A 23,019-nucleotide genomic window follows, 5' to 3' on the forward strand; every position below is an offset into this window, starting at 1 on the left:
CTGAGGGTAGCACCTGACTACACCAAAAGAAGCCTATTGACAGCTGGGTACACAAATCATAGTCTCGTCCTCATCAGCCCGCCGCATTGAGGTCCCACAGCCAGGGAGCAGCCCGATGACCAGCACTTCCGAACAGCCGCTGATGGTGGCCCGTGCGGCGGACGCGGACGAGGCCAATCCCTACCTGCTCGGCGTCTACGCCCCGGTCGGAGAAGAGATCGACGCCGAAGACCTGCAGGTCATCGGCGAGATCCCGAAGGATCTCAACGGCGTCTACCTGCGCAACGGCCCGAACCCGCGGTTCGCCCCGGAGGGCCGCTACCACTGGTTCGACGGCGACGGCATGATCCACGCGGTCCACCTGGAGAACGGCAAGGCCCGCTACCGCAACCGCTGGGTCCGCACGAAGGCGTTCGAGGCCGAGTCCGCCGCCGGCAAGGCGCTCTGGACCGGCGTCATGGAGCACCCGAAGGGCAACCCCTTCGGCAACTCGCACGGCCTCGGCCTGAAGGACAACGCCAACACCGACGTCATCTTCCACCGCGGCCGCATCCTCGCCACCTGGTACCTGTGCGGCTCGCCGTACGCGGTCGACCCGCTCTCGCTGGAGACCCTCGGTGCCGACGACTTCCTCGGCACGCTGGCCGGCGACATGATGGCCCACCCGAAGGTCGACGAGACCACCGGCGAGCTGTTCTGGTTCGACTACGGCCCCCGGCCGCCGTACCTGCGCTACGGCGTGATCAGCGCGGACGGCCGGGTCGTCAAGACCACCGACGTCGAGCTGCCCGGCCCGCGCCTGCCGCACGACATGGCCATCACCGAGCACTACGCGGTGCTGATGGACCTGCCGCTGGTCCAGGACCTGGCGGCGGCGCGGCAAGGCCGCCACAAGCTGCACTTCGACCGCTCGCTGCCGAGCCGATTCGGCGTCCTGCCACGCTACGGAGACGGTAGCCAGGTCCGGTGGTTCGAAGCGAGCCCGTGCTACATCTACCACGTCGTGAACGCGTGGGAAGAGGGCGACGAAGTCATCCTCGACGTCTGCCGCGTGCAGCGCCCGCAGCCGCGCGCCGACGCGCACACGCCGCTCGCGAAGATGCTGTCCTACCTGCGGCTCGACGCCCAGCTGCACCGCTACCGCTTCGACCTGCGGACCGGCGCGTGCCACGAGGCGCCGCTCGACGACGACAACACCGAGTTCCCGACCGTCGACGCCCGCGGCGTCGGGCGGCGGAACCGGTACTCCTACACCGTGCACATCTCGCCCGAGTCGACGCTGAAGTTCGACGGGCTGGTGCGCCGCGACAATCTTGCCGGCACGAAGACCGAATACCGGTTCGGTCCCGGCCGGTGGGGCAGCGAGGCTCCGTTCGCACCCCGCGAAGGAGCACCCGTCGACTCGGCGGACGGGTACCTGGTGACGTTCGTGCAGGACGAGCGTGAGGGACGCTCGGAACTGGACATCTTCGACGCCGCCGATCTCGCTGCCGGACCCGTGGCCAGGGTCCTGCTCCCCCAGCGTGTCCCGCTCGGTTTTCACGCGACCTGGGTCCGGGCGGACCAGCTGGAAAACCTCCGTTCATGAGATGCCATCGAGAGGGTCGCGCCCGGGACTTCCGGGCGTGGGGATGGTGGAGTGCGGAGACGATCGACCAGCTCGTCAAGGAGCGGGTCAGTGCCGACCCGGAGGGTCTCGCGCTGGTCGATCCACCGAACACCACCGCACTGGTCGGACGCGACCCGGTGCGGTGGACCTGGAACCGGCTCGACGAACGCGTCGACGTCCTGGCCGCGTTCCTGCTCGCCAGAGGGGTGCGAGCAGGGGACGTCGTGGCCGTGCAGCTGCCGAACTGCTCGGCCCTGGTCCAGGCCTTTCTCGCGATCGTGCGGATCGGCGCGATCGTCACCCCGTTCCCGGTGTCCTACCGGGAGCACGAACTCGGTCCGATGTGCCGGCGCACCGGGGCCGTCGGGGTGGTGACCGCTTCCAGATACGGCGAGCACGAGCTCGCCGGGGCGGCCCTTGGGCTCATCGGCGCTGCGGCGCCGTCGGTCCGGTTCGTCGTCGCCTCGGGGGACGACGAACCGGCCGGCGCCCTGGCCTGGCCCGAAGCGGCGCTGTCCGAAGCGGACAAGTCCACTTTGGACGCGCAGCTGCCCGAAGCCGACGTGAACGACTGCGTCACCATCTGCTGGACGTCCGGCACCGAGGCCGAGCCGAAGGCCGTACCGCGCTGCCACGGGGACTGGCTGGCGACGGCCGCCGGCTGCGTCCAGGCCGCCGGGATCACCCGGGACGACGTCCTGCTCTCGCCGTTCCCGATGACGAACATGGCAGGCATCGGCGGGATGTTCCTGCCCTGGCTGCTGACCGGCGCCGTGTTCGTCCCGCACCACCCGTTCGACCTGCCGGTGTTCCTCGGGCAGCTCGCGGCCGAACGCGTGACCTACACGCTCGCGCCACCGGCGTTGCTGACCATGCTGCTGCACAACGAGAAGATCCTGTCCGGAGTGGACATTTCGGCGCTGCGGAAGATCGGGTCCGGCTCGGCCCCGCTGTCGCCGTGGCTCGTGCGCACCTGGGCCGAGCGGTACGGCATCGACATCATCAACTTCTTCGGCTCCAACGAAGGCACCGCACTGCTGTCCGGCCCGGCCGACATCCCGGACCCGGACCAGCGCGCGAGCTACTTCCCCAACTACGCCGCCGACGTCACCTGGTCGACGCCCGTCGCCGGCTGGACGTCGGTGCGGCTGCACGACCCGGTCACGGGCGAGCACGTGACCGAGCCCGGGCGCCGCGGCGAACTGCACATCGCCGGGCCGACGGTGTTCGCCGGCTACCTGACCTCGGTGGGCGAACCGCTCGACACGTCGCCGTTCGACGAGAACGGCCACTTCCGCACCGGCGACGTCTTCGAGATCGCCGGCGAGCGCGGGGAGTTCCTGAAGTTCGTCGACCGGACGAAGGACCTGGTGATCCGCGGCGGCATGAACATCTCGCCCGCCGAGGTCGAGGGCCTGCTGGCCGGGCACCCGGACGTCGCCGACGTCGGCGTGGTCGGCGTGCCCGACGACGTCATGGGGGAGCGGGTGTGCGCGGTCGTCGTGCCGGGCGCGCGCAAGCCGACCCTCGACGAGCTGGTCGCGTACCTGCGCGAGCGGAAGGTGGCCGCGTTCAAGCTGCCGGAGCGGCTCGAGTACGCCGACGCCTTGCCCCGCAACCCGGTGGGGAAGATCCTGAAGCGGCAGCTGCGGCAGAGCTTGGGGTGAGGCCATGACGGTGTTCGTGCTGGGCGGGGCGCAGACCGACTTCGCGCGCAACTTCACCAAGGAAGGGCGCGGGCTCCTCGAGCTGTTCGCCGAGGTCGTGCCCGCGGCCCTCGCGGACGCTCGCGTGAGCGCCGAAGACGTCGAAGTCGCGCACGTCGGGAACCTCGCGGCGGAACTGTTCACCGGCCAGGCCCAGCTCGGCGGGCTGCTGGTGGCGGCCGTCCCGGAGCTGGACGGCGTGCCGTCGGCCCGGCACGAAGCCGCGTGCGCGTCCGGCAGCACCGCCGTCCTCGCCGCCTGCGCGGACCTCGAAGCCGGCCGCTACGACCTGGCGCTGGTCGTCGGGGTCGAGCTGATGCGCAACGTCGACGGGCAGCGCGCGGCCGAGCACCTCGGATCCGCCGCGTGGGCCGGGCACGAAGCCGTCGCCGCGAAGTTCCCGTGGCCCGCGCTGTTCGCGGACGTCGCTTCCGCGTACGACGCACGCTACGGCCTCGACCCGGACCACCTCGGGCAGTTCGCGGCGCACGCCTTCGCCCGCGCGGCGCTGAACCCGCTGGCCCAGGCCCGCGACTGGCGGTTCCCGGCCGGCTCGTTCGGCCTCGACGACGAGCTCAACCCCGTCATCGAAGGCCGCCTGCGCAAGCAGGACTGCGGCCGCATCACCGACGGCGCCGCGGCGGTCCTGCTGGCCTCGCCCGCGTTCGCCGAACGGCTCGGCGGCGGGTTCCCGCGCATCGCGGGCTTCGGGCACCGGACGTCCCACATCGGGCTGGCCGAGAAGATCGCCGCCGACGGCGAGTACCTGTTCCCGCACCTGCGCGGCGCCGTCACCGACGCCTACCGGCGCGCGGGCGTGCCCGGACCCGGCGCGCTCGACGTCGTCGAACTGCACGACTGCTTCACCATCACCGGCCTGGTCGCGCTGGAGCACCTCGGCGCGGCCCCGCCCGGCGACGGCGGCCGGTTCGTCGCCGATGGCGGCCTCGACGCGGCCGGGATCAACCCGGGCGGCGGCCTGATCGGCCTCGGCCACCCGGTCGGTGCGACCGGCGTCCGGATGCTGCGCGACGCGGCGAGGCAGGTCTCCGGCACGGCGGGCGAGACGCAGGTCGAGGGCGCGCGGACGGCGCTGACGCTCAACGTCGGCGGGTCGTTCACCACGGTGGTCACGATGGTGGTCACCGCGTGAAGCTTTCGGTGTCGCTGGGGCTCTGGCAGGACCGCCCGCCGGAGGAGGCGCTGGAAGCGGCCCGCGCGGCCGAGGCCACGGGCTACCCGGAGCTGTGGATCGGCGAGATGGCGACGTGGGACGCCTTCGCGCTCGGCACGGCGATCGGCGCGGCCACCTCGCGGATCTCCCTGACGTTCGGGCCGTTGGCGGTGACCGTGCGGGACCCGGCCACGATCGCCATGGGCGTCGCCTCGGTGGCGGCGCTGACCGGCCGCGCGACGGGTGTCGCGCTCGGGACGTCCAGCGAAGTCGTCGTGTGCGGCTGGCACGGCCGGTCGCGCTCGCGCGCGGCCACGGCGCTGGCGGAGTCCGCCCAGGCGGTCCGGCAGCTGCTGGCGGGTGAGAAGTCCGGTGTGGACGGTCAGGTGGTGGGCTCGCGGGGCTACCGGCTGCGGCTGCCCGCGCCGAAGTCGCCGTTGACGATCGCGGCGTTCGGGCCGCGCGCGCTCGCCGTCGCGGCGCGGTTCGCCGACCGGATGGTGGTCAACCTGGTCAGCCCGGCCGCCGCGGCGACGCTGGTGCGCGGGCTGCGGGAAGCCGCTTCGGGCGCGGGGACCACGCCACCGCCGGTGGCCGCGTGGGTGGTGGCCGCCGCCGACCCGGGGCCGGCCGAGCTGGAGCAGCTCCGCCGGGGCGTGGTCGGCTACCTGGCCGCACCGGGCTACGCGGACATGTTCCGCGCGGCGGGCTTCGGCGAGCTGGTCGACTTCGCGCGGACCCGGCCGCATCCGCGTTCGCTGCTGGCGGCGGTGCCGCCGGAGGCCGTCGCCGCGGTCGGGCTGGTGGGTTCGCCCGCCGAGATCGCGGCGAAGATCGGCGAGTACGCGGCGGCCGGGGTCGACGAGCTGGTGATCGTGCCCGCGACCGGCGACGAGGATCCGGGCGGCGAGAAAACTCTCGTGGCGTGTCGATCCGCCGCCGGCTCGTTCGACGCGTAGGCATGACTGAAGCCAGCGCAACGAAGAACCTCGACCGGTCCGGCCTCGCGGCGCTGCCGTGGAGCAGGGCGCGCGACCTCCTCGCCACCCAGACCCCCAAGGAGGACCTGACCTTCTTCGTGGGGACCGTCCGCCCCGACGGCCGTCCGCACGCCGCCGGGGTCGGGGCCATCTGGGTCGACGACGCCCTGTACTTCGTCAGCGGGCCGGGCACCCGCCGGGCCCGCAACCTGGCGGCGAACCCGGCGTGCACCGTCTCGGTGCGGCTGCGCGGCCTCGACCTCACGCTGGAAGGCGAGGCCCGCCGGGTCGCCGACCCCGCGACGCTGGAGCGGGTGGCGGCCGTCTACCGCGAGGGCGGCTGGCCCGCGACCGTGCAGGACGGGGGCTTCACCGCGCCGTTCATGGCGGCGAGCGCCGGACCGGCGCCCTGGCACCTGTACCGGTTCACCCAGGACCGGGCCATCGGCGTCGCCACCGCCGAGCCGCACGGCGCCACCCGCTGGGACTTCACCCGCTGACCGCCGCGGCGACCAGGCCGCCGATGGCCACCATGCCGTCGGCGTTCGGGTGCAGCGGGGCCGCCACCGACGTCGGGATCAGGCTCTCGAACCACTTCACGCCGGGCAGCTTGCAGACGTCGTGCCCGATCGAGGCCGTCCGGACGTCGACGTAGTGCGCGTCGTGCGCGGCGGCCTGGCGGGCGAGGGCGGCGTTGGTCTTGTCGATGCTGCCCTGGATGTAGTTCGCGTCGCGGCGGGTCAGCGGCGCGACCGGCCAGCAGCCGTTGTGCGGCAGGTAGGTGCCGTAACCGGCCACGTAGACGTCGGCGTTCGGCGCCTTCGCGTGGATCGCGTCCAGCAGCGCGCCCCACACCGGCTCGAACGCGGCGATCTTCTCGGCCAGCTGGTCGTGGCCGCCCGCCGTGTACCGGTCGACGCAGTCGGGGACGACGCCGGGGAGCAGGTTGATGCAGCTCGTCGCGGCACCGACCAGGCCGACGTCGTTGCCGCCGATCGTCACGGACACCGTGCGGGTCTGCTCGCCCAGCGCGTCCAGCTGCGGCGGCACCGCGCCGGCCGACGTCTGCTGCGGGGCCGTCATGTCCGCCGTCGTCGCGCCGGAGCACGTGACGTCCTTCAGCGGCACGCCGAGCTGTTTCGCGGCGACGTGCGGGTAGTCGAGCAGGGACCGGATGCAGCCGGGGGAGGAGAGGTCCCACGGCAGGATGAGCGGCCCGGCCGCCGCGGAATCGCCCAGCGCCACGTACTCCCCGGCCGTGTCCGCGGCCGCCGTGCCCGCTGTCGCGCCCAGCGCGGTGACCAGGATCGCGATGAACGCCGTTGTTCTCACTCGCACGGTGTCCTCCTTGACACTGTTGGTCTCCGTGACACCATCGGCACGGGGCGTCACCGGATTGACTGGGAATCCGGGCAGAGAACGAGGGGATCGGTTGTGACCGAGCACAAGTGCGGCGGGGACCTCACCCTCGGCGGGCAGCGCGTGCACGAGCGGCTCACCCGGGAGGAGCCCGAACTGATCGCCCGGGTGCTCGCGCGCATCCAGGCCGAGGTCGCCGACTACCGGCGGCCGCCGGTGGAGGAGCTGGCCGGCGACATCGCGGGGATCACCCGGCAGGCGGTGCGGGCGTTCGCGCGGAGCCTGCGCGAGGACCGCGAGCTCAACGCGGCCGAGCTGCGGCAGGTCGGCGCGTCCGCGGTCCGGCGGGCGGAGGAGGGCTTCCCACTGGAAGCCGTGCTGACCGCGTACCACGTCGGCGCGCGGGAGATCTTCGCCGTCGGCTCGGCTGCTTCGGGCAGCGGGGACGTCGCCGATCTGCTCGAAGTCGCGGACCGGGTGCTGGCGTTCGTCGGCACGGTGACGGGCGCGGTGACGCGCGGGTACCTGGAGGAGCTGCGCACGAAGGTCGGGCAGGAACACACGGCCCGCCGGACGCTGCTCTCGGTGCTCGTCGACGGCGGCCCGGTCGACCTCGTCGCCCGCAGCGCCGGGATCACGCTGCCGGCGCGGTACGTCGTGCTGAGCGTCGAGCTCGGGCCGCACGCGGACGAGGGGTCACCGGGGGTGGACGCGGAGATCGCGGTCCGCCGCAAGCTCCGCCGGTTCCTGGCGGCGTTCGAGCACGCCTGCGGCGACGGCGTGCTGGCGTCCCTGGACGGCTCCGGCGGGCTCGTCCTGCTCCCGGCGGCGGGCCGGCTGCCCGACTGGCACGCGGTGCTCGACGCGGCAGGCCGCGCGGCGGGGGTGACCGTGCTGGCGGCGGCGGAGACGGCGGCGCCCGCGGAGGTCCGCGAGGTGGCGGCGCAGACGGGCGAGGTCCTGGACGTGCTGCGCTGGTTCGGCCGCGCCCCGGGGCTGTACCGCCTCGACGACGTCCTGGTGGAGTACCAGCTGACCCGCCCGGGGGCGGCCCGCGACCGCCTCGCGGCGGCCCTCGACCCGCTGGAGGCGCACCCGGAGCTGGCCGAGACGCTGGCGGCGTACCTGGAGCTGGACACGAACCGCCGCCGCACGGCGGCGGTGCTCCACGTCCACCCCAACACGGTCGACTACCGCCTCCGCCGCATCCGCGACCTGACCGGCATCGACCCCCTCCACCCGGCCGGTCTGCCCCGCATCATCGCCGCCTCGGCGGCCCGCCGCGCCGCCCACCCCTGACGTGTCGTCCCCCCAATCACGCGAGATGCCCCTCCAATCACGCGAGTTACGCGCCCAATCACGCGAGATGCCCCTCGGATCACGCGAGATACGCGCCCAATCACGCGAGATGCCCCTCGGATCACGCGAGATACGCGCCCAATCACGCCAGCCGACCCTCCAGGTACGCCAGCCGACCGTTCCGGTACGCGAGCCGACCCCCTGAGCACGCGAGTCGACCGTTCAAGCACGCGAGTCGACTCTCCGATCACCAGGACGCGGCCTGACCCGCCCGGCGGACCGTGTACCCAGACGGTCGGTTCGCGTACCCGGAGGGTCGGCCGGCGTACCTGGAGGGTCGGTTCACGGGATCCGGGGCACCCGACCGGCGAACTCGCGTACCCGGACGGACGACTCGCGTACCGGAACGGACGACACGCGTGCCTGGACGGACGACACGCGTGATCGGAGGGTCGACACGGCGCGGGCGAGAGCGCCGGCGAGCAGGGCCGAGACGAGGACGAGCGCAGCGAGTCCGGAGCCGCGGTCGAAGGCGAGCTCGCCGAACCGGCCCAGCACGAAGCCGGTGTGCAACGCCCAGGCGACCACGGCCACTCCGGAAGCCGCCGCGGGGGAACTGCGGTAGGCGGAAGCCAGGACCACCGCGCCCAAGGTGACCAGCGCGTACCAGGGATGGCCGGTCGCCCCCGCGAGGTCCGCCACGACCACCGCGGCCACCGACGCCACGCATCCGAACGGGAATCCGAAGCCCATCTGCCCAGTCCAGTCCGGCGCACGAGAGCAGGCGTGAGCCAGGACACGTTCCCTACGCCCCGGCCCCGGGATCTTTACGCCCTGTTGACGACTCCCTCGATCGCGTCGGCCAGCTGAGGCCAGACCGCGTGCGGCAGGTTGTGCCCCATTCCCGGGATCACCAGCAGGTCCGCGCCCGGGATCGCCTCCGCCGTCGCCTTGCCGCCGCTCACGTCGATCAGCGGGTCCGCGTCGCCGTGAACGACCAGCGCCGGCAGCCGCACCCCACGCAAACGAGCCGTGCGGTCGCCCGAGGCCACCACCGCCGCCGCGTGGCGGAGCGTCCCGACCGGGTGCCGCGCGCGGTCGTAGTGCAACGCGGCCTTGGCCAGCAGGAACGCCTCGTCGTCCGGGTAGCCGGGGGACCCGAGCTTCCGGTAGCCCTCGACGCTGTCCACCAGCGCCTGCTCCCGCGTCGTCGCCGGCGGCCGGGTCAGCAACGCCAGCGCCCACGGCTCGGCCTGCCCGACCGCCGGATCGCCGGTGGTCGACATGATCGACGTGACCGAAAGGAGCCGGTCCGGGTGGTCGATGGCCAGCTGCTGCACGATCATCCCGCCCATCGACGCGCCCACGACGTGCGCCCGCTCGATGCCCAGCGCGTCGAACAGCCCCACGGCGTCGTCGGCCATGTCCGAAAGCGTGTACGGCGCACTCGCCAGGTCGCCGGCGGCCAGCGCGGCCAGGTCCGGCGGCGGCAGGTGGTCGAGCCACGTCGAGAGCCCGACGTCCCGGTTGTCGTACCGGACGACGAAGAACCCGCGGCCGGCGAGCAGCTCGCAGAAGCCGTCCTCCCAGGTGATCATCTGGGCACCGAGGCCCATCACCAGTACCAGCGGCGGGGCCGCCGGATCGCCGAAAGTGTCGTACTCGAGCTCGAGACCGTTGGCCTGTGCGCGTGCCATACCCTGATCCTGCCGTACCCGCGCGGACCTGGCACCGGGCCCGCCGGTGCCGTTACCGTTACGCCCCATGCCGACCTCATCCTCAGGCACCGGACAGCGCCCCCGGTCGCGGGCCGCGGCGGGGCTGCCGGCGCTGACCGCCGACAGCATCGTCAGCGCGGCCACCGACCTCACCGCCCAGCGCGGCCTGGACAACTGGACGCTGCGCGAGCTCGCCCGCGCGGTCGAGGCCTACCCGGCGGTGATCTACCACCACGTCGGCGACCGGGACGCGGTGGTGAACGCCGTCGTCGACCGCGTGGTCGGGCTGATCGAGCTGCCGGACGAGCAGCTGCCGTGGCAGGAGTGGTTCACCGAGCTGCTGGCCGGCCTGCGCGCGGTGCTGCGGACCTATCCGGGCTGCGCGCGGCGGCTGGCGCTGTTCGGCCCGTCGGTCAAGGCGGCCACGCGCACCATCGACGCGGGCATCACCGTGCTGCTCGCCGCCGGGTTCGGCCGGGAAAGCGTGCTGGCCTACAACCTGCTGCTGATGACCGCGTGCCAGTTCGTCGCGATGGAGGACGACCGCGACGGCGCGCTCGCCCTGCGGCTCGACAACACCGAGGAGTACGCCACCTACCGCGAACGGTCGGACCTGCCCGGCATGGCCGAGCTGGGCGCGGCGATGCACGACCTGATGGGTGACCCGGACCTCGCGTCGGGCTACTACGCCCAGCTCTACGACTACGCCGTGCGCCGCTGCCTCGACGGTCTCGACCACCGGCTGGACGAACTTCGCAAACCGGACATCTCGGGTTGACAGTGACTTGACAGTGCCTCGGCGTACCGTGAGCGTGCGTCGGTGGTTCGCCCACTGACCCGGAGCCCCTGGCGCCCTCCTCCCCCTCGTGGCGCCGGGGGCTTCGGTCTACCCGGAGTCGCCCTGCCGGGGTGACGGCGGGCCGGTGCGCGACGGCTCGGCCTGGATGGCCGGGAAGACCTCCCCGACCAGCGTGACCAGCGACTTCGACAGCAGCAGGTGCACCTGGTCGCGGGTCAGGGCCCCGCGCACCAGCCACTCCCGACCCGCCGACTTCACCATCCCGCCGAACGCGCGCACCAGCGCGTTCAGCTCCGGGCCGTGCTCGCTCTCCCGCGACAGCCCGACGGCCTCCAGCACGCGGTCGGCCGATTCGCGGTCGGCTTCTTCGAGGATGCGCTCCACCTCGAGGTCGCGGCCGATGCCCTCGGGCGCGATCGCGGCCAGCCACATCCGCTCCTGGCTGGTGACCATGTCGAGGAACCAGTTGATGGCGACGTCGGCCCGCAGCTCGAGCGGCCCGTCGGGGAGGATCTCGACGGCCAGCCGCGGCACGGTCAGCGCGCGCCGGATGATTTCGAGGTACAGCTCGCGTTTCGTGCCGAAGTAGTGGTTGATCAGCCCCCGCGCGACGCCGGCCGCCGCGGCTATGTCCGAAGTGGACACTGCGGAATACGGGCGCTCACCGAAGAGCCGCGCCGCACAGGCGTAGATCTGTTCCTTCCGTTCGTCCGGTTCCAGTCTTCGCCATCTCGGCGCCGGCTCGGTGTTCATGGGCCCATCGTCGCACGGGCGGTTGCGCCGGGCAGGGTAGTCGGACGGGCTCCCACGATCGGGGCACGCTCAGTCCGGCAGCGTGATCGGCGCGATGTCTGCGAAGCCGTCACCCGGGCCCGGATTCGCCGGATCGGTGGCCCCGCCGAAGTGGCGCAGCACGCCCCACACGGCGTTCAGCGCGGTCTGGACCGCGCCCTCGGCCCAGCCGGCGGTCCACGAGATGTCGTCGCCCGCCAGGAACAGGCCCCGGTACCGCGCGGGCAGCTCGTCCTGCACGAAGTGCGTGAACAGCCGCCGCTGGTAGCGGTAGTGGCCGGGCAGGTTCGCCTTGAACGCGCCCATGAAGTGCGGTTCGGCCTCCCACGACACGGTCACCGGGTCGCCGATGATGTGCCGGCGGACGTCGACGCCGGGGTAGATCTCGCGCAGCGACTGCAGCATCACCTCGACGCGTTCGGACACCGACAGCGGCAGCCACTTCAGCGAGTCGTCGGCCCACGTGTAGGACAGGCAGATCACCGCGGGCTTGGCGGGGTCGTCGCCGAGCAGGTAGGTGCCGCGGGGCATCCGGTCGGTGAGCGTCATGCTCATCGCGTCGCGGCCGGTGGCCGGGTCGCCGTCCAGCCAGAACGGCCGGTCCACCGGCACGAACACCTTCGACGACGCCATGTAGTGCGTGCGCTCGATCGCCGTCCAGTGGTCGATCGGGAAGAGCGCTTCGTCGCACTCGATGTTCGACAGCAGCATCCAGCTCTGCGCGGTGAACACCGCCGCCGGGTACGTCCGGATGTGGCCTTCCGTGTCGGTCACGGTGATGTTGCCGGGTGCCGTGCGGTGCAGCCGGGCGACGCCGGGCTGCGGCCGTCCGCCGTGCAACGTGCTCAGGCTGGTGCCGGCCGGCCAGAAAACGATTTCCTCCGGGGTGTGTTCCCACAGCCGCAGCGGGAGCTGCCTGCTGCCGCCGACGATGCTGCGGTGCTCGTCGTCGGCGCCGGTGTAGACCACGCGCAGGATCTCCAGGATGGAGTTCGGGAAATCGGTGTCCCAGCCACCGGTGCCGAAGCCGACCTGGCCGAAGATTTCGCGGTGGCGGAAGGAGGCGAACGCGGGTGAGTCGCAGAGGAACCCGTAGAACGTCTGGTTGTCCAGCTTGGGGACGAGTTCGTTCCACAGCCGCTTGATCGTCTTCGCGTCGCGGTCGCGGATCGCCGTCTGCATCTCGGCGAAGCAGGCGTGCTCGGCCAGCGTCCGGTCCCAGGCCGCGGCGACCTCGCGGAAGACGGCGGGCAGGTCCTCTGGCGTGCGCGCGTAGTGGCTCTGTCCCTTGAGGTCGACGACGGTGCTCGGCGTCCCCGGGGCCAGGGGGTTGGGGAAGGGCGTGGTTTCCAGCCCGACCTTGTCGATGTAGTGGAACAGCGCGGTGGACGCGGGCGGGAAGCGCATCGCGCCCATCTCGGCGACGACGTCGTCCGGGCAGCCGGGGAACCGCACGGTCCGCAACCGGCCGCCGATTTCGGCGATCTCGTACACCACCGGCCGCAGGCCCAGCTTCATCAGCTCGTACGCGGTGACGATGCCGGAGAGGCCGCCGCCGATCACGGCGACCTCGGTGCCGTGCCGCTCGGCGGGGAGCTTCCCCAGTCCCGCGGGGTGGGCGAGGTGGTCGTCGTAGGCGAACGGGAAGTCCGGGCCGAACATCGTGATCGGGCGGCCCGCCGGTTCGTCGTGGTGGATCGCGGTCGGGACGGCGGAGGTCATGCGGTGGTTCCCCGGTACAGTTCGGGCCGTCGGTCGGCCAGGTGGGTGTTTTCCAGGCGGGACGCGACCAGCGCGTCCCGCGTGACGTCGGCGGTGATCACTCCGGGCCCGGCGCCGGCGCGGGCGAGCACCTCGCCGGTGGGGGCGACGACGCAGGACCGCCCGCAGTACGTCAGCTCCTGCTCGGTGTCGCAGCGGTTCGCGTAGGCGACGAACAGCTGGCTTTCGTAGGCGCGTGCGGGCACCAGCGTGTCGGCGACCAGCTCGTACGGGCTCATCAGCGCGGTCGGCACGACCAGCAGCTCGGTGCCGGCCAGCGCGTGCGCCCGGACCAGCTCGGGGAACTCGACGTCGTAGCAGATGAGCAGCCCGACCCGGAGGCCGCCGAGGTCGGCCTGCACGACCGGCTCGTCGCCGGGGGTGAACCAGGCCTTGTCGAGGTCGCCGAAGAGGTGCGTCTTGCGGTAGTTGGCGAGCCGCCGTCCGGTGGCGTCGATCAGCTGGACGCTGTTGTGGACGTGCTCGCCGTCGGTTTCCGGGTAGCCGTAGGCCAGCGCGGTGCCGGTTCGCCGGGCCCAGGCGGACAGCCGGGCCGCGGTGGGGCCGTCGGCGGGTTCGGCGAGCTGGTGCGTGCGCGCGCCGATGTGGTAGCCGGTGGTGATCATCTCCGCGGTGACGACGAGGTCGGCGTCGGGTTCGCGCAGGTCGTCGAGCGGGCCCTGGTGGATCGCGACCCTCACGCCAGCCTCGACTTCCGGATCCCGTAGCCGAAGTAGATCAGCAGGCCGAGGACCATCCAGGCGCCGAAGACGAGCCAGGTGGCGCCGTCGAGGCTGAGCATCATGTACGCGCAGCAGAGCACGCCCAGGATCGGCGTCACCGGAGAGAGCGGGACGCGGAACGTGCGCGGGCGGTCGGGCTGGCGCTTGCGCAGCAGCAGGACGGCCACGTTGACCAGGCCGAACGCGAAGAGCGTCCCGATGCTGGTGGCGTCGGCCAGCTTGCCGAGCGGGATGAAGGCGGCCAGGACGGCGACGAAGGCCGAGACGACCAGGGTGTTGATCCGCGGGGAACCGGTCTTCACGTCCACTTTGGACAGGGCGGCGGGCACCAGGCCGTCGCGGGACATCGCGAACAGGATGCGCGTCTGTCCGTAGAGGACGGTCAGCACGACGCTGGAGATCGCCACGATCGCGCCGACGGCGAGCAGGCCGGCCCAGAACGGGTTGTCCGAGACGACGTCGAGCACGTGCGAGAGCGCGGCTTCCTGCCCGTCGAACTGCTGCCACGGCAGGGCGCCGACGGCGGCCACGGCGACCAGGCAGTACAGCACGGTGACGATGCCGAGGGAGAGCAGGATCGCCCGCGGCAGGTCGCGCTGCGGGTTCTTCGCCTCCTCACCGGCCGTCGAAGCCGCGTCGAACCCGATGTAGGAGAAGAACAGCTTGGCGCCGCCGGCGCTCAGCCCGGCCAGCCCGAGCGGCAGGAACGGCGTGAAGTTCTTCGCCTGCACCGCGCTGAAGGCGATCGCGCAGAACAGCACCAGCGTGCCGATCTTGACCACGACCATGACCGCGTTGGCCCGTGCGCTCTCCTTGGCCCCGGAGAGCAGCAGGACCATCGCGAGGACGACGACGAGGATGGCGGGCACGTTGACGACCCCACCGGAGCCGGGCGGCTGGCTCAGCGCGTCCGGGATGGCGAAGCCGAAGGCCAGCCGCAGCAGCTCGTTGAGGTACTGGCCCCAGCCGACGGCGACCGAGGCGACCGAGACGCCGTATTCGAGCACCAGGCACCACCCGCAGACCCAGGCGACGAGCTCGCCGAGCGTGGCGTAGGTGTAGGAGTAGGACGAACCGGACAGCGGGATCATCCCGGCGAGCTCCGCGTAGGAGAGCGCCGAGAACAACGCCGTGACGCCGGCGAGCACGAACGAGAGCACCACGGCCGGGCCGGCCACCGGGACGGCCTCGCCGAGCACGACGAAGATGCCGCTGCCCAGCGTCGCGCCGATGCTGAGCATGGTGAGCTGCCCGAGGCCGAGCGACCGCTTCAACGTGCCATGATCACCTTCGGCGACCAGGTCGGCGACCGGTTTCCGCCGCACCGTCGCGGCTCGCAAAGTCATGCCGACGACGGTAACGGTCGTCTCCGGAGCGCAAAACAGGAGAACGTTGCGCGTACAGATGAATCACAGGTGATTCATTGCACAAGTGCGTGAGATCATGGCGATTCGTTCCGAACCGCATTTCGGGTGTCGGATCGCGGGGGAGCCGTTCGTGGAGGGGGTGAGCGGCCGCCGCGAGGGCGCCGCCGGACCCGCAGGGGGAAGAAAAATGGCCGTCGCCCGCCGCATGTACGACCTGGTCGAGCCGATCGGCCTGGTGCCCTACTTCGCCGACGAGTCCGACGAGGCCCTGATGGCGCTGGGCCTGCGCAACCCGTGGGACGCCTACTTCGCCGGCCGCGCCGCGCCCTTCGGCCGGTCGGTCCCGGCCGAGGTGGTCCACGCGGTCTTCTACAACTTCGCGCCCGGCGAAGTGGCCCGGCACATCCCGCGGGTGTGGGAACTGACCACGCCGGAAGCGGCGCTGGCGGCCCGCGAGCGGGGGTGCGTCGCGGGGATGCGGCGGATCCTGGGCGAGCTCGCCGACGACCCGCGCGTCGGACGCGCGGCCGACGGGCTGCTGAAGGCCGCGACCAGCGCCCCGGCCGGGGGACGTGCGCTCTACGCGGCGTTGCGCACGGTTCCGGTGCCGGACGAGCCGGTGGCCCGGCTGTGGCACGCGGCCACCCTGCTGCGCGAGCACCGCGGGGACGGCCACACGGTCGCGCTGCTGGCCGAGGGCATCGGCGGGACGGAGGCGCACGTGCTGCACGCCCTGTCCATCGACCTGCCCGCGGAGAAGTTCGGCCGGGTCTGGCACCTCCCGGCGGCCCAGCTGGACGCGGTCATCGACGGGATGCGGGCGCGCGGGCTGGTCGGGTCCGACGGCTGGCTGACGTCCGACGGCCGGGCCGCGAAGGAGCGGGTCGAGTCGCTCACGGACCAGCTCGCGGAGGCTCCTTACGCTGCCCTGGCTCCCGCCGAGCTGGCGGCCCTCGTCGCCGACCTCGAGCCGATCTCGGCCAAGTTCCGCGCAACCTTCCCCATGTAACCGGCCCCCGCCCGTGCTTCCCGGGGCATCACCCGTGCTCCGAAAGGCATCACGCGTGCTTCCCGGGGCATCACCCGTGATCAGCGGGGCATCACGGCCGCCACGCGCGATGCCCGCCCAATCACGCGTGATGCCCCTCCAGACACGGGTGATGCCTCTCCAAGCACGGGTGATGCCCGGTGGATCACGGGGTCAGGTGGGGGTGGCGGGGAGGAGGAGGGTGAACGTGGGCGGCTCGGGGCGGCTGAGCCGGAGGCGGCCGCCCTCGGCTTCGGCCAGCCCGCGGGCCAGCCTGAGGCCGATGCCGTGGCCGCTCGGCGTGGTCGCGAACGGGTCCGTCTCGCCCAGGTCCGGGCCTTCGTCCGTCACGTCGATCGCGAGCGCGTCACCGGCGTCACGGGCCACCACCGTGACCGTCCCGCGGCCGTGCGTGGCCGCGTTGTCCAGCAACACCCCCAGCACCTGCCGGACCGCCGCGGCCGCCACCCGCGCCGGGGGCGGCTCCTCACAGCGGATCCGCAGCTCGCGCCCCGACGGCCCGAGCAGGGCCTCACCCGCCTGCCGGACCTCCTCGAGCAGCGCGTCGAGGTCCAGCTCGGCCCGCGGGGCCCGGCGCTCCCGCCCCAGCGCCAGGAGGTCCTCGATGGTGCGCTCCAGCCGGTCCGTGGACGCGATGCCGGCGCGGATCGCCGCGTACGGGTCCGCCGACGGGGTCTCCAGCGCGGCTTCGAGCTGCAGGCGCAGCCCGGTCAGCGGGGTCCGCAGCTGGTGGGACGCCTCCGCGGAGAACGCCCGCTCGCGCTCCAGCGTCGAGCCGATCCGGGCCGCGGTGGTGTCCAGGGTCTCGCCGACCTGGTCGATCTCCGGGATGCCCGCGCGCGGCGAGCGGGCGGTGAAGTCGCCCTCGCCGAGCCGTCCGGCCGCCGCGGCGAGCTCCTCCAGCGGCCGGACCAGCCGCTTCGTGAACCGCCGGGCCAGCAGCCAGCTCGCCCCGGTCGTCGCGACCGCGAGCCCGGCCATGCCGAGCCAGGTCAGGATGATCCGCATCCGCAGCTGGGACAGCGGCAGCGCGGCGCGGACCACGCCGGTCACCCGGGAGCCGCTGACCACCGGCACCGCCAGCGCCAGTTCGTCGCCTTCGCGGCCGATGACGACGTCCTCCGTGGCCGTCGCCGCCTGGCGCTCGACCGAGCCGCCGACGGCGGGCCCGTGCCCGGCGAGCAGCCGCCCGTCCGGGAGGTAGATCGCGACCTCGGCTTCGGCTTCGTCGTTCTCGGGCAGCGGCACGTCGGGGGACAGGCCGGCGTTCAGCTCGTGTGACACGGCGAGCGCGGCGGTGTCCGCGGCCCGTTCCAGGTCGCCCTTGGCGTTCTCGTGGTAGTACTGCCACACCGCGAAGCCCAGCGGCAGGGCGAACAGCAGGGTCGCGACCAGGGCGGCCAGCACCGTCAGCGAGGTGATCCGGCGGCGCACGGCTACCCTTCGGCCGCGGTACGGGCCGGGTCCTCCAGCCGGTAGCCGTGCCCGCGCAGGGTGGCGATCCGCGGCACCTCCGCACCGGGCCCGGCGGCCGCCGACAGCTTCCGGCGCACCGCCGCGATGTGCACGTCCAGCGTCTTCGTCGAGCCGTACCAGTGCGCGTCCCAGACCTCGGACATCAGCGTCTCGCGGCTGACCGCGACGCCGGGCTGCTCGGCGAGCCGGGCCAGCAGGTCGAACTCCTTGGCCCGCAGCACCACCTCGCGCCCGCCCAGGATGGCGCGGCGGCCGGCGATGTCGACGGTCAGCCCGCCGACGGTGACCGGCGGCCGGGCCCCGGCCGGCGCGCCGCGCCGCAGGTGCGCCCGCACCCTGGCCAGCAGCTCGCCCAGCCGGATCGGCTTGGTGAGGTAGTCGTCGGCGCCGGCGTCGAGGCCGACGACGACGTCCATCTCCTCCTGCCGCGCGGTGAGGATCACCAGCACCGCCGCGGGCAGCGCGGCCCGCAGGCGGCGGCAGACCTCGACGCCGTCGAGGTCGGGCAGGCCCAGGTCGAGCAGCACGAGGTCGAAGTCGCCGGACTCGGCGGCCTGCAGGGCGGTCCGCCCGTCGCGGCTCCAGCACACCTGGTGACCGTGCAGCCCGAGGGTCGATTCGAGCACGCTGCCGATCGCCGCGTCGTCTTCCACCACCAGCAGGTTCGGCATGCCGGAAGCCTAACCAACCGGACGCCGGAATCCGGACCTCTGTGGCCTATTCCGCCCGCGTTGCGAGGCCGATCTGCGATATCCGCACCGAAGCGGCGGTCAGAGCTTCGGTGAACGCAGCGACTTCGCCCGGCCCGAACCGGCTGCTCGGCCCGGTGATCGCGAGGGCGGCCAGCAGCCGCCCGTCGCCGTCGTGCACCGGCGTGGCGACGCTGGAGGCGCCCGGCTCCGGCTCGCCGTGGCTCACCGCGGCGCCTTCGGCGCCGTCGAGGACGCGCCCGGCGGCCCCGAAGCCGAGCGGCAGCTCGTCGCCGACCCGGCCGACGTGCCGGATGGCCAGCGGTCCTTCCTGCTGGGCCACGCAGACCAGCACGGAGGTGCTGCGGACGTAGAGGTTCACCGTCTCCCGGCACTCGGCGGCCAGCTCGCGCAGCACCTGGCGGACCGGCTCGGGCAGCTGCCACGCGGTGTTCGCCAGCTGCGCCCACCGCAGCATGCCGGGCCCGACGGTGATCCGCCCGTCCGGGCGCGTCCAGAGCAGGCCGCGCTGTTCGCAGGTGGCGACCAGCCGCAGCACGGTCGTCTTCGCCAGCCCGCTGGCCGTGGTGAGGTCCTTGACCGCCCAGGTCCGGCGGTGTTCGGTGAAGAGGGCGAGCAGGTCGAACGCGCGCAGCACGCTCCGGACCGAACCGTCGTCGTCGGTCTTCATGCGCGACCCCCCCGTCCGCCTGACGGACCCAGCGTAGGCGCCAGGTGGACCGGATCAGGCCACGAATCGCTCGAACGCCGCAACGGTCTCCGCGAGCACGTCTCCGCCGGGCCGGGCCCACAACTGGGCGTTGAACACCTCGACCTCGATCGGCCCGGTGTAGCCCGCCGCCTCGACTGCCGCCCGCAGGTGGCGGTGGTCGATCGGGCCGTCGCCCGGCAACGCGCGCCCGAGCAGCGGGTCCGGCAGCGGCACCAGGACGTCGCAGACGTGGAACCCGGCGATCCGCCCGGCGGCCGCGGCGATCGACGCCTCGATCCGCGGGTCCCACCAGACGTGGAACTCGTCCACGACCACCCCGACCTGCTCGGCCGGGTGCTCCACCGCGATCGCCAGCGCCTGCTCCACAGTGGACAGCACCGACCGCTCCGCGCACTGCACCGGGTGCAGCGGTTCCAGGCCGAGCCGCACCCCGCGCTCCCCGGCGTAGGGCGCCAGCTCGCCACGGCGTCGGCGACCCGCTGCCGGGACGCGGCGAGGTCGTTGCCGGCGATCCCGCCGACGACCAGCACCAGCACGCCGGCGCCGAGCGCGGCCGCTTCGTCGATCGCCTCGCGGGTCTGCGCCACACCGTCCACAGGGGAGCCTTCCGGCGTCACGCCGGTGAAGAACCCACCGCGGCACAGCGACGAAACCCGCACGCCGTGCTCTTCGAGCAGCCGGGCGGCCTCGTCGACGCCGGTCTCGGCGACCTTGTCGCGCCACAGGCCGATCCAGCCGACGCCCGCCTCGGCGCAGCCGGCCACCGCTTCGGGCAGCGACCAGGACTTCGTGGTGATCTGGTTGAGGCTCAGCCGCGGGTCCATCACGCGACCCCCGCGACCCGCAGCAACGGCCGCATCCGGGCCTCGGCCAGGTCGGGATCGGCCAGCACGCCTGCCTCGTCGGCCAGCCGCAGCAGGGTGGCGAGGTGGGTGATCGTGCGCGCGGACTCCTGCCCGGCGATCATCCGGAAGTGGTCCTGGTGACCGTTGAGGTGGGCCAGGAACACGACGCCGGTCTTGTAGTGCCGGGTCGGCGCGCGGAAGATCTCGCGGGACAGCGGCACGGTCGGGTCGAGCAGGGCGCGGAACCCGGCCTCGTCGCCCTCGTCGAGGCGGGTCAGCGCGGCCGCGGCGACCGGGGCGAGCGGGTCGAAGATGCCGAGCAGGGCTTCGCTGTGGCCGCGTGCGTCCCCGGCGATCAGCTCGGGGTAGTGGAAGTCGTCACCGGTGTAGCAGGCGACGCCGTCCGGGAGCGCCCGGCGGAATTCGACTTCGGCCCGGGCGTCGAGCACGGAAACCTTCACCCCGGCGATCGTGCCCGCGTGTTCGGTGCACAGCGCGGCCAGTTCGCGGGCGGCCGCGCGCACGTCGTCGTGGCCCCAGTAGCCGGCCAGCGCGGGGTCGAACTGCTCGCCCAGCCAGTGCAGCAGGACCGGGCCGCCCGCTCCGGACAGCAGCTTCCCGTAGGCCGCGTGGTAGTCGTCCGGGCCCGTCGCCGCCGCGGCCAGCGCCCGGCTGGCCATCACGACCGGGACCGCGCCCGCCCCGGCGACCAGGTCGAGCTGCTCGCGCCAGGCGTCCACAATGGACGCGACGGTGGCCGGTCCCGGCGGCAGCTGGTCGGTGCCCACCCCGGCGCACCAGCGCCGTCCGGCCGCGATCGAACCGGTGCGGGTCACCAGCTCTCGGGTGGCCGCCCAGTCGAGGCCCATCCCGCGCTGCGCGGTGTCCATCGCCTCCGCGACGCCGAGCCCGCACGACCAGAGGTGCTCGCGGAAGGCCAGCGTGGTGTCCCAATCCACCGTGTAGGGCTCGTCGGCCAGCGCGTCCGCGACGACGTGCGCGGCGGCGTAGGCGACGCGCGACGACGGTGGCGTGTTCGGGGGTGCGGGTGGCCGTGGTCCGGACGGCGACCAGTTCAGCAGCTCGCCGCCGGGAGCCGGGAGCACCAGCATCGCAGACCTCCGGAGGAGTCAGAAAGCGCTTTCTCAGGCCACGGTAGGGCCTGCGCCGCGCCCGCGGCAAGGCCCGTCCGGGGTCAGCGCTTGGGCCGTCCGGTGCTTTCCCGCAGGACCACTTCGCCGGAGAGCCGGACCGTCCGCGGCCGGGTGCCCGCGGCGCCCTTGATCGCCAGGTCCATCGCGCGTTCGCCGAGTTCCTCCAGCGGCAGACGCACCGTGGTCAGCGCCGGGGCCAGGTCGCGGACCACCGGGATGTCGTCGAAGCCGGCCACCGAAATGTCGCCGGGCACGGACAGGCCCTCCTCGCGCAACGCCGTCAGCGCGCCGATCGCCATCACGTCGGTGACGGCGAACAGGCAGGTCGGCAGCTTGCGCCGGCGCCCGGCGAGCAGCCGTTTCGTCGCCTCGTAACCGCCGTCGCGGCTGAACGCGGCCTCGACGACGTCCTCTTCGTGCAGCTCGATGCCGTGCGCGGCGAGCTCGCCGGTGAACCCGGCCAGCCGGTCGATCACGGTGCTCAGCTGCCGCGGCCCGGCCAGCACGGCGAACCGCTTGTGGCCGAGGCCGACGAGTTCCTTGGCCAGCGCCGCGGCGCCGCCCTTGTTGTCCGGCTGCACGGTGTCGATCTTGAGGCCGCGGTGCCTGCTGACCGCGGCGACCTGGCCGCCGCCGCGGCGGTAGGGCTCCAGTTCGGCGGCCATCGCGCGTTCCCACGCCCGGTCTTCGAACGCCGAGCCGATGAGCAGGATGGCCGCGGCGCGCTGGGCCCGCAGGGTCGAGACGTAGGCGACTTCGCGGTCCGGGTCGCGGAACGTGCCGGCCAGCATGACGAGCAAGCCGTTGTCGGTGGCCACCCGCATCACCCCGCCCGCGATGGCGGCGAAGTACGGGTCGCTGACGTCGTGGCAGATCACGCCGACCGTGCGGTGGGTGCCACCGGCGAGGGCCTGCGCGTGCGCGTTGGGGGCGTAGGCCAGTTCGGCCGCCGCGGCGGACACCCGCTCCCGCAGGTCGGCGCGGACGGACGCGGTGCCGTTGAGCACCCGCGACGCCGTCGCGAGCGAGACGTTCGCGCTGCGTGCCACGTCTTCGAGTGTCACGTGCGGCCGGGCCTTCATGGCTGGCTCCTCCAAGAGTCGGTCTCGAGTGTCTCGGCGTGCTCGGTCGGTGCAATCTACTGGGAGGGGGGTGTGCCGGGAGAAGCCGCTGCTCGGGGGACCTCCCCCGAACGAGTGAAAACGGCGGGGAAGATCGCGCGCCGCGGGTTTGTTGGAAACCAGGAGAACTCTCAAGTGGTGAGCCCGCCACTGACGAAGTCCGAGAAAGGAACCCGCATGCTGTTCGGTGACGAGCACGTCCGCCGCTACGAGGAGACCGATGGCGAGGTCGGCCACGAGTGGAAGGAAGGCGTCCCCACTTTGGTCTTGACCACCACGGGCCGCAAGACGGGTCAGGAGCGCAAGTTCGCCCTGATCTACCAGGAGGTCGACGGCAACCCGGTGATCGTGGCCTCCAAGGGCGGCGCGCCGAACCACCCCGGCTGGTACTTCAACCTCGTCGAGCACCCCGAGGTCGGCGTGCAGGTCAAGGCGGACAAGTTCTCCGCGCGTGCCCGCACGGCCGTCGGCGAGGAGCGCGCGAAGCTGTGGGAAAAGCTCGCCGCCGTCTGGCCGGACTACAACGAGTACGCGAAGAAGACCGACCGTGAGATCCCGGTCGTCGTGCTCGAGCGGCTCTGAAAATCCCGCTGTGATCTGCGCCGCGTTCGGCGCGGGCGTGGGCCGATCCGGCCGGTCGTGGGCT

21 protein-coding genes and 1 pseudogene are annotated in these 23,019 nt (G+C 72.9%); 9 read left to right on the forward strand and 13 right to left on the reverse strand.

Annotated elements, in window-relative coordinates; genetic code table 11:
* Positions 1-115 precede the first annotated feature (115 nt).
* The 5 genes from HUT10_RS38360 to HUT10_RS38380 are packed head-to-tail and all read left to right on the forward strand — an operon-like array spanning position 116 to position 5,969.
* Entirely contained in the window at positions 116-1,588 is a 1,473-nt protein-coding gene (locus HUT10_RS38360) for a carotenoid oxygenase family protein (RefSeq protein WP_176175657.1), read from the forward strand.
* Positions 1,585-3,276, forward strand: coding sequence for a class I adenylate-forming enzyme family protein (locus HUT10_RS38365; protein WP_176175658.1), 1,692 nt, complete (start codon positions 1,585-1,587; stop codon positions 3,274-3,276). Before HUT10_RS38360 ends, HUT10_RS38365 begins: the two co-directional genes overlap by 4 nt.
* 4 nt (positions 3,277-3,280) lie before the next feature.
* The gene (locus tag HUT10_RS38370; RefSeq protein WP_176175659.1) at positions 3,281-4,468 is read left to right on the forward strand and encodes an acetyl-CoA acetyltransferase; all 1,188 of its coding nucleotides are present in this window, start codon (positions 3,281-3,283) and stop codon (positions 4,466-4,468) included.
* Positions 4,465-5,448 (forward strand): LLM class F420-dependent oxidoreductase, encoded by a 984-nt coding sequence (locus HUT10_RS38375; RefSeq protein WP_176175660.1) that lies wholly within the window; start codon positions 4,465-4,467, stop codon positions 5,446-5,448. The genes HUT10_RS38370 and HUT10_RS38375 overlap by 4 nt, the downstream gene beginning before the upstream one ends.
* A gap of 2 nt (positions 5,449-5,450) precedes the next feature.
* Positions 5,451-5,969: a pyridoxamine 5'-phosphate oxidase family protein gene (locus tag HUT10_RS38380; protein ID WP_176175661.1), complete on the forward strand. Its 519-nt coding sequence runs from the start codon at positions 5,451-5,453 to the stop codon at positions 5,967-5,969.
* Here HUT10_RS38380 and HUT10_RS38385 read toward each other — a convergent pair.
* Entirely contained in the window at positions 5,959-6,801 is an 843-nt protein-coding gene (locus HUT10_RS38385; protein ID WP_176178246.1) for an SGNH/GDSL hydrolase family protein, read from the reverse strand. The two genes, HUT10_RS38380 and HUT10_RS38385, sit on opposite strands and share 11 nt — an antisense overlap.
* 102 nt (positions 6,802-6,903) lie before the next feature.
* On the opposite strand from HUT10_RS38385, the gene HUT10_RS38390 reads away from it, so the two are divergent.
* Entirely contained in the window at positions 6,904-8,127 is a 1,224-nt protein-coding gene (locus tag HUT10_RS38390; RefSeq protein WP_176175662.1) for a CdaR family transcriptional regulator, read from the forward strand.
* 342 nt (positions 8,128-8,469) lie between these two features.
* On the opposite strand, the gene HUT10_RS38395 is transcribed toward HUT10_RS38390, so the two are convergent.
* Both HUT10_RS38395 and HUT10_RS38400 read right to left on the reverse strand, forming a co-directional pair.
* On the reverse strand, positions 8,470-8,880 hold the full coding sequence (locus HUT10_RS38395) for a hypothetical protein (RefSeq protein WP_176175663.1): 411 nt from the start codon (positions 8,878-8,880) through the stop codon (positions 8,470-8,472).
* A 74-nt stretch (positions 8,881-8,954) separates the two neighbouring features.
* Positions 8,955-9,824 (reverse strand): alpha/beta fold hydrolase, encoded by an 870-nt coding sequence (locus HUT10_RS38400; RefSeq protein ID WP_176175664.1) that lies wholly within the window; start codon positions 9,822-9,824, stop codon positions 8,955-8,957.
* A 67-nt stretch (positions 9,825-9,891) separates the two neighbouring features.
* On the opposite strand from HUT10_RS38400, the gene HUT10_RS38405 reads away from it, so the two are divergent.
* Positions 9,892-10,623, forward strand: coding sequence for a TetR/AcrR family transcriptional regulator (locus HUT10_RS38405; protein WP_176175665.1), 732 nt, complete (start codon positions 9,892-9,894; stop codon positions 10,621-10,623).
* A gap of 108 nt (positions 10,624-10,731) precedes the next feature.
* On the opposite strand, the gene HUT10_RS38410 is transcribed toward HUT10_RS38405, so the two are convergent.
* From HUT10_RS38410 to HUT10_RS38425, 4 genes are all read right to left on the reverse strand, one after another.
* A complete protein-coding gene (locus HUT10_RS38410; protein WP_176175666.1) occupies positions 10,732-11,397 on the reverse strand; it encodes a TetR/AcrR family transcriptional regulator in 666 nt (221 codons plus the stop codon).
* A gap of 69 nt (positions 11,398-11,466) precedes the next feature.
* Complete coding sequence (locus tag HUT10_RS38415) at positions 11,467-13,158, reverse strand: NAD(P)/FAD-dependent oxidoreductase (protein WP_176175667.1); 1,692 nt, start codon at positions 13,156-13,158, stop codon at positions 11,467-11,469.
* Positions 13,155-13,898 (reverse strand): carbon-nitrogen hydrolase family protein, encoded by a 744-nt coding sequence (locus HUT10_RS38420; RefSeq protein WP_176175668.1) that lies wholly within the window; start codon positions 13,896-13,898, stop codon positions 13,155-13,157. The genes HUT10_RS38415 and HUT10_RS38420 overlap by 4 nt, the downstream gene beginning before the upstream one ends.
* Positions 13,895-15,286, reverse strand: a complete 1,392-nt coding sequence (locus HUT10_RS38425) for an amino acid permease (protein ID WP_176175669.1) — start codon at positions 15,284-15,286, stop codon at positions 13,895-13,897. Before HUT10_RS38425 ends, HUT10_RS38420 begins: the two co-directional genes overlap by 4 nt.
* Positions 15,287-15,512: 226 nt before the next feature.
* Here HUT10_RS38425 and HUT10_RS38430 point away from each other — a divergent pair, with 226 nt between their 5' ends.
* Positions 15,513-16,316, forward strand: a complete 804-nt coding sequence (locus HUT10_RS38430; protein ID WP_176178247.1) for a MarR family transcriptional regulator — start codon at positions 15,513-15,515, stop codon at positions 16,314-16,316.
* Positions 16,317-16,508: 192 nt separating this feature from the next.
* Here HUT10_RS38430 and HUT10_RS38435 read toward each other — a convergent pair whose 3' ends face one another.
* The 6 genes and pseudogenes from HUT10_RS38435 to HUT10_RS38460 all read right to left on the reverse strand — a co-directional run bounded on the left by HUT10_RS38435 (position 16,509) and on the right by HUT10_RS38460 (position 22,334).
* Complete coding sequence (locus HUT10_RS38435; RefSeq protein ID WP_176175670.1) at positions 16,509-17,789, reverse strand: HAMP domain-containing sensor histidine kinase; 1,281 nt, start codon at positions 17,787-17,789, stop codon at positions 16,509-16,511.
* 2 nt (positions 17,790-17,791) lie between these two features.
* Positions 17,792-18,502 carry a response regulator transcription factor gene (locus tag HUT10_RS38440; RefSeq protein ID WP_176175671.1) on the reverse strand — a complete coding sequence of 237 codons (711 nt, stop codon included), beginning with the start codon at positions 18,500-18,502 and terminating at the stop codon, positions 17,792-17,794.
* A 46-nt stretch (positions 18,503-18,548) separates the two neighbouring features.
* Complete coding sequence (locus HUT10_RS38445; RefSeq protein ID WP_176175672.1) at positions 18,549-19,211, reverse strand: IclR family transcriptional regulator; 663 nt, start codon at positions 19,209-19,211, stop codon at positions 18,549-18,551.
* 54 nt (positions 19,212-19,265) lie between these two features.
* Positions 19,266-20,077: pseudogene (locus tag HUT10_RS38450) on the reverse strand (sugar phosphate isomerase/epimerase family protein).
* Complete coding sequence (locus HUT10_RS38455; RefSeq protein ID WP_176175673.1) at positions 20,077-21,210, reverse strand: DUF993 family protein; 1,134 nt, start codon at positions 21,208-21,210, stop codon at positions 20,077-20,079. The pseudogene HUT10_RS38450 and the gene HUT10_RS38455 overlap by 1 nt, the downstream one beginning before the upstream one ends.
* 83 nt (positions 21,211-21,293) lie before the next feature.
* Positions 21,294-22,334, reverse strand: coding sequence for a LacI family DNA-binding transcriptional regulator (locus tag HUT10_RS38460; protein ID WP_176175674.1), 1,041 nt, complete (start codon positions 22,332-22,334; stop codon positions 21,294-21,296).
* 216 nt (positions 22,335-22,550) lie between these two features.
* Here HUT10_RS38460 and HUT10_RS38465 point away from each other — a divergent pair, with 216 nt between their 5' ends.
* On the forward strand, positions 22,551-22,955 hold the full coding sequence (locus HUT10_RS38465; protein WP_176175675.1) for a nitroreductase family deazaflavin-dependent oxidoreductase: 405 nt from the start codon (positions 22,551-22,553) through the stop codon (positions 22,953-22,955).
* Positions 22,956-23,019 lie beyond the last annotated feature (64 nt).

It is taken from the genome of Amycolatopsis sp. Hca4 (assembly GCF_013364075.1).
Lineage (GTDB): Bacteria > Actinomycetota > Actinomycetes > Mycobacteriales > Pseudonocardiaceae > Amycolatopsis.